Origin of the sequence: Methylosinus sp. RM1 (assembly GCF_011378635.1) — a bacterium.
Classification (GTDB): domain Bacteria; phylum Pseudomonadota; class Alphaproteobacteria; order Rhizobiales; family Beijerinckiaceae; genus Methylosinus; species Methylosinus sporium.
The window spans coordinates 1-607 of sequence record NZ_WOVC01000122.1 but is presented as its reverse complement, the minus strand read 5'-3'; the positions used below and the strand labels follow the sequence as shown (position 1 = coordinate 607).

The 607-nt window shown below is 62.3% G+C and carries 1 protein-coding gene and 1 pseudogene; both read left to right on the top strand.

All coding sequences use genetic code 11. The features are described from left to right. A pseudogene (locus FMZ75_RS22340) lies at nucleotides 1–120 on the top strand (dTDP-glucose 4,6-dehydratase); the annotation flags it as partial. A gap of 28 nt (nucleotides 121–148) precedes the next feature. After that, the coding region (rfbC, locus tag FMZ75_RS22335; RefSeq protein WP_166146325.1) for a dTDP-4-dehydrorhamnose 3,5-epimerase at nucleotides 149–607 on the top strand (459 nt) is incomplete at its 3' end.

The window sequence follows — 607 nt, the reverse complement described above, 5'->3', positions numbered from 1 at the left end:
AAGGAGAGCTTCGCCAGCGGGCTGCGCAAAACCGTGCGCTGGTATCTCGACAATGAGGAGTGGTGGTCGGCGATCCGCTCCGGCAAATATCGCGGCGAGCGTCTCGGCTCCGCCCTGTGACGCCCAGCGCCGCCCCTAAGAGGATAGTATGAAGGTCGAAGACACGGCGCTCGAAGGCGTCAAGATCGTCACGCCGGATCGGTTCGGCGACGCCCGCGGCTTTTTCTCCGAGACCTATAATCAAAGGCGATGGGAGGAGCACGGACTGCCGTCCTTCCGCTTCGTCCAGGACAATCATTCGCTCTCGCGCGACATCGGCGTCATTCGCGGGCTGCATTTCCAGACCGAGCCTTTCGCGCAGGACAAGCTGGTGCGAGTGGCGCACGGGAGCATTCTGGATGTAGCGGTCGATATTCGCCGCTCGTCGCCGAGCTACGGACGCCATGTCGCCGTCATGCTTTCCGCCGAAAACGGGCGCCAGCTCATCGTGCCGAAGGGCTTTGCGCATGGCTTCTGCACGCTCGAACCCGATACGGAGGTCCTCTACAAGGTGACGAATTTCCATTCGGCGCCGCATGATCGCGGACTCGCCTTCGACGATCCCGAT